Source organism: Acinetobacter harbinensis, from assembly GCF_000816495.1.
GTDB classification, from domain to species: domain Bacteria; phylum Pseudomonadota; class Gammaproteobacteria; order Pseudomonadales; family Moraxellaceae; genus Acinetobacter; species Acinetobacter harbinensis.
On sequence record NZ_JXBK01000001.1, the window covers coordinates 576,558 to 585,617 of the forward strand.

The window sequence follows — 9,060 nt, forward strand, 5'->3', positions numbered from 1 at the left end:
AAATGCCGTTTAAGCTAAAATTAAAATCGCCCCACAAGGAACTGTGCGCGGCCACAATTTCATCTTGCTGATAAAAAAAATCCTCCACCTCAATGAGCGACTGAATCAACACGGTCATGCTATTTCCTTTTCTGTATTAAGCTTATTTTTTAGTTTTATTTTTTTGATCAGCAATCTAGCCCTGTGCGCTTGGTTTGTCTGTAGCCCCATATCAATGTCTGAAATTCGATATTCTAATTATTTCAGACTTTGGGCAGAATGAATACTCAATATTTAAGATCAGGTACGCTGCATGGCATTGCAAAATAAAACAGTCTGGTGGGCCATCGGTCTACCCTTATTGGCGGTGTTAATTTGGTCGATGAATATTGCCGTAACACGCTATGTGGCCGATTATATTTCACCTGTGAGTATTAGTTTTTATCGCTGGTTATTGGCTTTTATTCTTTTAACGCCCTTTATGGCCACGCGGGTTTGGCGTGAGCGAGCGTTGGTGCTGCAAAACTGGAAAAAGTTAGCCGTGTTGGGTGCTTTTGGTATGGTGTTATATCAAGGCTTGGGTTACAGCGCTGCGCACTATACCACCGCCACCAATATGGGTATTATCAATGCCTTTATTCCCATTTTTACCATTTTTGTCTCGATTGTCATCCTGAAAGATATCCCCAATCGTTTTGCGGTGATTGGTAGTGTTTTATCTTTTCTCGGCTTGTTGTATGTGATGGCACAAGGCAGCCTGAGCAACTTGATGCAGTCGGGTGGCCATCTTGGCGATGTCATGATGGTGCTGGCGGTATTTTTCTATGCCTTTTATGGGGTGTTTTTAAAAAAGTGGCAACTCAAAATTCCCTTACTGATTAGTTTGTATGTGCAGATTATTTTTGCTTTGCTTTATCATTTACCGTTTGTGCTGTGGCTGGGATTAGATGCTATCGATCAGCACAATGTCGGCAGTGTTTTGTATGCCGGTATTTTCCCTTCACTGATTGCCCCTTTGTTGTGGATGTTGGCGGTACAAATGTTAGGGCCAAATCGCACCAGTATTTTTATGAATTTGATGCCCGTTTTTACTGCCATTATTGCCAATATTTGGTTGGCAGAAGCATGGACGATTTACCACAGCATCGGCGGTATGGTGATTTTACTGGGCATTGTGTTGGCACAAAAGAAAACTGTGGCTGCTACAGGCTTGTCCTTAAAGGGATAGCTGCACAGCGTATAGAGCAAGTGGGCCAAGGCGGCAGTGTATGCCCCTTCATTTCACTGAGCATGCTCTATGAAAAATGGACTGCTTTAACAATTCAAATTAAGCAGTCCGTTAATCGCGCTGCGTGCTGTTAAGCACGAATCACCACACCGGTTTCGGCATCAATAATTCGACTGGCTTGCTGGCTAAGCCCCAAGTCGCCGTCTAAATAATTCAGCTGATCAGAAAAATACTGATGAGCCTGTTGCAGTGAGGTTGCCGGTGCATCGCCCGCCGGATTGGCACTGGTCGAGACGATACAGCCGTTAAACGCATGGCATAACGCCACACAAAGCGGATGAGTCGTTACGCGAACCGCAACTTTGCTGTGTCCACCTTTAATCCAAGCAGGAACCTGCTGATCTGCGGGCAATAACCACGTGATGGCTCTTTCGGTCGGTGAGCGATGCGTCCATGAATCAATCACTGTTTGCTGCATTTGGGGGCTTAGAGACTGTAAAAGATACTCTACTTGGCTCACATGAGCGGCCAATAAAATCACCCCTTTTTCAATCGGTCGCTGTTTTAAGCGTAAAATTTCTAAAAATGCCTGCTGATTCAATGGATCACAACCTAGACCCCAAACGGCTTCTGTGGGATATGCTAAAACACGGCCTTGTTTTAAACATTCGGCAGCTTCGGCAACAGCAGTGGTGATCATTTTTGGCTCTATCTCATGTTAATCTTTCGGGTCATATTGTGAACCTTATTGAGGGCTACGACAACGCAGATAGAGGCCCGCTTGCTGCATACATACCCCAAGTAATTCCAATTCCATCAATTGACTGGTTAAGTGAGCGACATCTACCGTTTGTTTGCTGGCAAGTGCATCTAGTGTTTGACCGACCCAATCCAATTGGTTGTATAGGGCTGTTAAATGTGGCGGTAATTCAACAGGGTGAGAGACAGTCTGTAATTTTTGGCTGTGTTCGAGGTAACACTGATTTTGCCACTGTGTCGGCAACGCCAAGTCTTCAATAATTTGCTCGGGATGGTCGACTAAAATAGCCCCTTCACGAATCAGTTGATGACAGCCGTGATGATGCTCGCTGTAAATATGTCCGGGAATGGCGAATATCACTTTACCTTGATCGGCCGCCAGTTTGGCAGTAATCAAAGAGCCGCTTTTTAACGCCGCTTCTGCCACCACAATACCTAAACTTAAAGCACTCACAATGCGATTACGACGTGGAAAGTGATGCGCTAAAGGTGGGGTATCCGGTAGAAATTCAGTAATGATTGCACCGGATTGGGCCACAATTTGTTGTCGAAGTTGCTGATGCTGTGCTGGATAAGTTTGCTCTAATCCGGTGCCCATCACCGCAATTGTTCCAGTGTGTTTGAGTGCGCCTTGATGCGCCGCTTCATCAATACCTTGTGCCAGACCACTGATAATATAAAAGCCTTTTTCACTTAAGTAATAAGCAAAATCATAGGCCACTTGACGACCATGTGCGCTGGGTTTACGACTGCCGACAATGGCAATTTGGGGTTGTAATAAGGCTTTGGCATGACCTTGACCAAACAAAATGGGTGGCTTATCAGTATAAGGCAGTAGTTGTGCCGGATAATCTGCATCATCGGCGAGTAGAATAAAGTCGCTGTTTTTTTGAATTGAATGCAGCAGTTGTTGAAATTTTTGTTGACCGATTTCACTTTGAAACTCAGCCAAGCGTTGTAAGTGACTTTTATGCAGACCAAGCGTGTGCCACAGGGCAAAGTTTTGCGTATTGACTGCATGCTCAACGCCAGCAAAATATTTTTCTAATTTATAAAAACTGGAGAGGGAATGTTGAACCAAATACCACAACGTAATCGTGTCTATTTGCGCTTTGGATAAATGATTCAACATGGCTTGATCCTAAATCAATTATTCATCCAGCAGTGGGGGCTGAATGCCAGCGCCGACTTTAATCGGTAATTCGCTATCTAAGACATAGGCATAGCTTAATTGATCAAAGGTTTTAAACACCATCACATTCCCGATACGTTGCCCGGGTAATTGAACGCGTTCTTTGGTTTTTGGATCGGTAACGATTTCACCTTTTTGGTTGACACTAAACACATGCCCAACCTGCACACCTTGTAAGCTACCGCGATCAATCGTCACCACACTATGCTTGGCTGCGGTTGCAATTGAACCCATTACACGAATGACATGGCCACCGGGGACAATATCTTCAGCATAAGTGGGATAGAACAACGTCGGTAACATCGGATCGTATTCTGGCAGAACGCGATCGCCGCGGCGTACCTCAGCATTATAGGTGTCGGTTAACTCTAAGGTAGTGATGTCTTTTTCACTGCGTACCGCAACGCCCGATGCCACTTGAACCAGTTCTAAACCGGCATTGTATTTTTTACCATTGGCGTCAGTCAGCATATACGGTTCACCTTCACGGTAAACAGCATAGCGTTGCCCAACTTCTAGGCCGTTGCCGCGTGCATAGACACTTTGACCTTTAGCCGCGAGTACGCGTTGGTCGGCTGTGCCTAAAATATACGGCGTACCTTCCATCGATTCTGCTGCAATAATGGTGCTGCGTTCTAACCAATGTTTAATATATTCCAGAGGAATCACGGGAATCGCATTGTTTAAAGATTCAACGCGCACTTGCTGTTTGAGTTTGGTACCACCGGCATAACGACGAATAATCCCCTCACAACCGTCACCTTCATCTTTACCAATGATTGGACGGCCATTATAGGTACACATCAATAAACGATCACCGGGGAAAATCCAATGTGGATTTTTCACGTGTTTATTGCTGGCCCAAATTTCTGGCCAACGCACTGGATTATTTAAAAAGCGTTTGGAAATATCCCATAAGGTATCGCCTTTTTTCACCACATAGACTTGTGGTGCACCGGCTTTTAATGCAGGAGGATTGACGTTACGGGTAGGCGCTGCTTCTGCAACACTCACCATGCCAACACCAACACTTAAGCAGACTGCGAGTGCCAATAATTGTTTTTTAAACCCCAAAGCACTAAAATTTGCTGTGCTCTTGAAAACCTTTTTCATTATCATAATTCCTAAAATTATGTATGTAGTTGCGTTATAATAACAATATTACACACATTTTTTTGATGAAGCATTGCTTCATCTTGTTTTTTGATCAATGGCATAAGTGAGGACACCGTATGGCCTTATTACCTATTTTAAGTTTCCCGGATCCCCGTCTTCGTACCATTGCAAAACCTGTTGACGAAGTGACCGATGAAATTCGCCAGCTTGCAGCAGATATGTTTGACACCATGTATGAAGCGCCCGGTATTGGTTTGGCAGCAACACAGGTTGATCAGCATATACAGCTGATTGTCATGGATTTATCTGAAGATAAAAATCAACCCATGGTGTTTATTAACCCCAAAGTTACCCCATTAACCACCGACACTCAGCCCTATGAAGAAGGCTGCCTGTCCGTTCCTCAAATATACGATAAAGTTCAGCGCGCGTCACGCGTAAAAATTGAGGCAATTAACCTTGAAGGTCAATCATTTGAGATAGAAGCAGACGAGCTTCTCGCTGTTTGTATTCAACATGAAATGGATCACTTAAATGGTAAGCTTTTTGTCGATTATTTATCGCCATTAAAACGCCAACGTGCGCGTGAAAAAGTTGAAAAACTTATCCGCCAACGTCAAAAAGATCAAGTTGCAGTAAAACGTTAATATCGGTAGCGCTGGTAAAAAAATAGGCTTGCTTCAGCCCATTTCGAATTGGGTTTTGCTATACTTGTCAAGCAAAAATTCTAGGGTGGGTGGATTGCTGTCACGTGGTGGATTACTGCTGTCTTGTCTGGCAGTATTTTTACAGATTGCTGTTTTTTTACAGCCTTTACTGCCGAAGCAATATCAAGTTGCTCCGGTCTGTGAAACCATTACGCAAGCACTATTGTTCACCCCTTTTGCTCAAGTTTCATCAGCAGCTAGCACTTCTCATCATGCCGGCCATGCGCCCCAGCACCATCAGCCGTTAGCCAAACGTAGTGACAGTCATCATCATGATGCGACACATCAGTGTCAGTACTGTACCGTCTATGGCAATTTGGTCTTGCCACCAGATTTGCACATCAAAGAAGTTTTAGACCGGATTCAGGTGCGTTTATTGGCATTCCAACAGACCTTTGGTCATGTTTGGTTTGTACTACAGCGCCTATATCTACTTCCACAAGGCCGAGCGCCGCCTTTCTTCATATAAATCAAAACTTAAATTTTAGGGTCTTTTAGGACTCTAGCCTTGTTTTATTTATAATTGAAGAGAGATGAAAATGGCTCAGCCAAAATTCCTTTTACAGCCGCTTGCCGCTGCAATTTGTGTGGTCTGTTATTCCGCTGCAGTATCTGCTGAATCCATATCGACCCAGCACCAAACATTGGCGCCCATTGTCGCCACTGCCCAACAAGGCAACGCTGCGAGTGGTTTAATTGTACATGCCGACCCAAAGCAGCCGATTCAACCTATACCAGCTACCGATGGTGCCGATTACCTACAAAGCATTGTTGGTTTTAATGGCATTAAAAATGGGGGCACCAACAGCGATGTAACTTTTCGTGGCATGTTTGGCTCACGCATTAAAATCTTAACCGATGGTTCAGAAAGTCTGGGTGCTTGTCCGGCACGTATGGATTCGCCCACCTCGTATATCTCACCAGAAAGTTATGATCGTATTTCGGTGATTAAAGGCCCGCAAACCGTGCAATATGCCAATACCGGTTCAGCGGCGACCGTTGTTTTTGAACGCGAAAAACCAGAGTTGACCGCTGAAAAACCCTATCAAGGTCAAGCCAGCGTATTGATTGGCTCTTTTGGGCGTTTAGATCACAACGTTGAAGCGGTGCTAGGTGATGCGCAAAAATATGTACGCTTAAATGCCAATCGCTCTGAATCAAATAGTTATCAAGATGGCGATGGCAATAGCGTACCGTCGAGTTGGGAGCGTTGGAATACCGACTTGGCATTCGGTTGGACGCCCAATGAAAATACATGGCTGGAGTTGACCGCTGGAAAATCCGATGGTGAAGCGCTGTATGCTGGTCGGGATATGGATGGTTCGCAGTTTGCGCGGGAAAGTCTAGGACTGCGCTTTGAAAAGAAGAATATCACTGAGGTGATTCAAAAAGTTGAAGGGCAGGTCAACTATAGCTATAACGACCATATCATGGATAATTTTAGCTTACGTACCCCGCCGTTGGCTGAAATGGAACATAATAATATGAAGATGTTGATGCCTAATCCAATGTCTATGCAGGTCACGCGCCGTACCTTGAATTCACGTCTTGCGGTTACCAGTGAATGGGATCAACTCAGTTTAGTAACAGGCGTCGATTCACAAATGAACAAGCATGGTGGTGCGATGACTTCACCGACCATGCCGAGTATGAATAAGCCCTTCCAGTCCGATATGAAGTTTCAATCTTATGGTGCTTTTGCTGAGCTAACTTATCCGCTGAATGAAGACAATAAAGTGGTCACCGGCGCACGCGTAGATCAAATTAAGATTGATGCTCTTAAATTAAATGATGAGCGTAAAGAAACCTTACCGAGTGCCTTTATTCGTTTAGAGCGTCAACATTCCGAACATGAAGTTAAAAGCTATATTGGTGTGGGCTATGTCGAGCGTGTGCCTGATTATTGGGAACTGTTTAGTACCGCACATGGTAATAGCGGGATGAGCAAACCTGCCTTTAACGATTTAGCTACCGAAAAAACCTTACAACTGGATTTGGGTTATCAGCAGCAACGTGGTGCATTTAGCTATTGGGTCTCTGCATATGCAGGCTTGGTAAATGACTTTATTCTTATGAGCTATCATAATCATCCAACATCCGGTGGACACGGGCATGGTTCAAGCTTCAGTGCCAGTGCGAAAAATGTCGATGCCACCATTGCAGGGGCTGAGGCAGGGCTGGGCTATCAATTTACGGATGCCATTCAAGCCGATGTGAGTGCCATGTATGCGTGGGGTAAAAACAGCACCGATCATCGCGCACTACCACAAATTGCTCCGCTTGAAGGACGGGTGAACCTACGTTATGTGCAGGATAAATATACCTTGGGCGCATTATGGCGCGTGGTGGCAGCGCAAGATCGTATCAGTTTAAATGAAGGCAATATCGTCGGTTATGACATCAATGAAAGTAAAGCGTTTAATACGCTGGCTTTAAATGCCACTTATAACCTAATGAAAGACGTTAATGTAGCGATTGGCGTGGATAACCTGTTAAATCAGACCTATACCGAGCATTTAAACAAAGCTGGAAGTTCAGGTTTTGGCTTTGCCAGTAATGAGCAGTTCAATAATACAGGACGTAATTATTGGGCACGGGTCAGTATGAAATTCTAAGCTCTGCCACCATGTGGTGTTGATTGCTATTGAAAACCACTGTCTCCGGATGGTGGTTTTTTGTCATAATAGATGTTGATTGATACTGAAAATTAAAAAAATGACAGAAAAAATTCAAGCAAGCATGGCAACCTTTATGCGTATCGGTGAAGTGATTTTTAAGGAACAGGAGTGGACCGAGGAATTTGAATCGCAGTTTAAAGAGCAGCTCAAAAATCATGGCGTGCAACAGGTACAGGTCTATCGCAGTGCAACGGGGCCGGCCTGCTATGTGGTCTGTCGGATGTTGCAAAAGCCCAGTATTGCTGTGGAGCAGCGCTATCCTCAGCGCTCTTTATTCAAGACTTTACTGCCCTTGGGATTGATTATCTTACCGTACTTTTTATTGCTGGCTTTATATGCACAAAGTAGTCAGCAGATGGTCAGCAGAGCTTTTTTGATTTTCTTACCATTAAGCTTGGGCGCAATCATTGAATATGTTTTTGCACTCAATGCCCCTCAACCGCTGAGAAAAACCTTACTACGGCCGGTTTGGACTGTGTTGGGGGTATTGCTGGTAGGGTTGGTTGTTCTTCATGAAGGGGTAATTTGCTTAATTATGATGGCCCCTATCTTTTTGATTTTTTTGATGATGGGTGCGGTCTTCGTGCGCGAAATTTATATACGGCTGTGGAAGCCGTCTCGCAAACTTTATTCTATAGCATTGCTTCCCTTGCTGATGATGGTGCTGTTGCCAAATTTATCCCAATATCAATATGGGGTAACTGAGAAAGAGCTCATCATAAATGCACCGATTGAAACGGTATTTTTATCCATTAACAATATTCAGCACATCAAAGCATCGGAGATTAAAGCGAGCCCCATTTTTATCATGGGTTTTCCTAAGCCTATTTCGGGGATGACCGAAAAGAATCAAGATCAATGGGTTCGTCAAATATATTGGCAACGCGGCATTCACTTTCAAGAAAAAATCACCCAATCAGAGTCACCGACAGCCTTGTCATGGACTTATCAATTCACGCCTGAATCTTTTCCAAAAGGCTCTTTGGATGATCATTTAGAAATGGGTGGGCGATATTTTAACTTGCTTACCACCGATTATCGCTTAGAGCAAATCAGTGCTCAGCAAACCAAGTTGATTCTCACGATTGATTATCGTCTCTCAACTGAAATAAATTGGTATAGCAATTTGTGGGTGCGCTATGTATTGAATGAATTTAGCGATGTGGTGCTACATATCTATAAAAATCGTTTGGAGCAATAACCCAGAATGATCGCCATCATCTTATTTGTGCGCAGTATGCGGGCTTTAGCAGCTAAAACAGGAGATTAATGGGTGCTGGTTTTTGCTTAATACTGATGGAACTGATAAATAATCTGCCTTTTTCCTGTAAAAAGTAATAAAAAGCGGCTATTTTGCGGAATAAATAAGCAGTCGACAAAATAAGGGTGAATTAGGGGTTG

Annotated in this window: 8 protein-coding genes and 1 pseudogene; 5 read left to right on the forward strand and 4 right to left on the reverse strand. The window is 44.0% G+C overall.

From position 1 onward, the window contains the following. Nucleotides 1–118 (reverse strand): annotated as a pseudogene (locus tag SE27_RS14365) (AraC family transcriptional regulator); the annotation flags it as partial. 174 nt (nt 119–292) lie between these two features. Here SE27_RS14365 and SE27_RS02740 point away from each other — a divergent pair. Continuing rightward, nucleotides 293–1,207: a DMT family transporter gene (locus SE27_RS02740; protein ID WP_039620653.1), complete on the forward strand. Its 915-nt coding sequence runs from the start codon at nt 293–295 to the stop codon at nt 1,205–1,207. 130 nt (nt 1,208–1,337) lie between these two features. On the opposite strand, the gene SE27_RS02745 is transcribed toward SE27_RS02740, so the two are convergent. Genes SE27_RS02745 through SE27_RS02755 form a run of 3 tightly spaced genes read right to left on the reverse strand, consistent with a single transcriptional unit; the run spans nt 1,338 to nt 4,271 of the window. After that, complete coding sequence (locus tag SE27_RS02745; RefSeq protein WP_039620655.1) at nt 1,338–1,907, reverse strand: L-threonylcarbamoyladenylate synthase; 570 nt, start codon at nt 1,905–1,907, stop codon at nt 1,338–1,340. 45 nt (nt 1,908–1,952) lie between these two features. After that, nucleotides 1,953–3,098 (reverse strand): DNA-processing protein DprA, encoded by a 1,146-nt coding sequence (gene dprA, locus SE27_RS02750; protein ID WP_039620657.1) that lies wholly within the window; start codon nt 3,096–3,098, stop codon nt 1,953–1,955. An 18-nt stretch (nt 3,099–3,116) separates the two neighbouring features. Next, nucleotides 3,117–4,271: a LysM peptidoglycan-binding domain-containing protein gene (locus SE27_RS02755; protein WP_039620658.1), complete on the reverse strand. Its 1,155-nt coding sequence runs from the start codon at nt 4,269–4,271 to the stop codon at nt 3,117–3,119. Nucleotides 4,272–4,390: 119 nt separating this feature from the next. On the opposite strand from SE27_RS02755, the gene def reads away from it, so the two are divergent. The 4 genes from def (at nt 4,391) to SE27_RS02775 (ending at nt 8,860) form a co-directional block, all read left to right on the forward strand. Further along, the gene (gene def / locus SE27_RS02760; RefSeq protein ID WP_039620661.1) at nt 4,391–4,921 is read left to right on the forward strand and encodes a peptide deformylase; all 531 of its coding nucleotides are present in this window, start codon (nt 4,391–4,393) and stop codon (nt 4,919–4,921) included. Between the two features lie 94 nt (nt 4,922–5,015). After that, nucleotides 5,016–5,450 (forward strand): DUF2946 family protein, encoded by a 435-nt coding sequence (locus tag SE27_RS02765; RefSeq protein ID WP_039623758.1) that lies wholly within the window; start codon nt 5,016–5,018, stop codon nt 5,448–5,450. Between the two features lie 70 nt (nt 5,451–5,520). Then, entirely contained in the window at nt 5,521–7,596 is a 2,076-nt protein-coding gene (locus SE27_RS02770) for a TonB-dependent copper receptor (protein ID WP_039623759.1), read from the forward strand. Nucleotides 7,597–7,696: 100 nt separating this feature from the next. Continuing rightward, a complete protein-coding gene (locus SE27_RS02775) occupies nt 7,697–8,860 on the forward strand; it encodes a hypothetical protein (RefSeq protein WP_039620663.1) in 1,164 nt (387 codons plus the stop codon). Nucleotides 8,861–9,060: the final 200 nt, after the last annotated feature.

Coding starts and splice junctions, on each gene's coding strand:
- SE27_RS02745 (WP_039620655.1), bottom strand. CDS start 1,907: ATGATCACCACTGCTGTTGCCGAAGCTGCCGAATGTTTAAAACAAGGC.
- def (WP_039620661.1), top strand. CDS start 4,391: ATGGCCTTATTACCTATTTTAAGTTTCCCGGATCCCCGTCTTCGTACC.
- SE27_RS02740 (WP_039620653.1), top strand. CDS start 293: ATGGCATTGCAAAATAAAACAGTCTGGTGGGCCATCGGTCTACCCTTA.
- SE27_RS02775 (WP_039620663.1), top strand. CDS start 7,697: ATGACAGAAAAAATTCAAGCAAGCATGGCAACCTTTATGCGTATCGGT.
- dprA (WP_039620657.1), bottom strand. CDS start 3,098: ATGTTGAATCATTTATCCAAAGCGCAAATAGACACGATTACGTTGTGG.
- SE27_RS02770 (WP_039623759.1), top strand. CDS start 5,521: ATGGCTCAGCCAAAATTCCTTTTACAGCCGCTTGCCGCTGCAATTTGT.
- SE27_RS02755 (WP_039620658.1), bottom strand. CDS start 4,271: ATGAAAAAGGTTTTCAAGAGCACAGCAAATTTTAGTGCTTTGGGGTTT.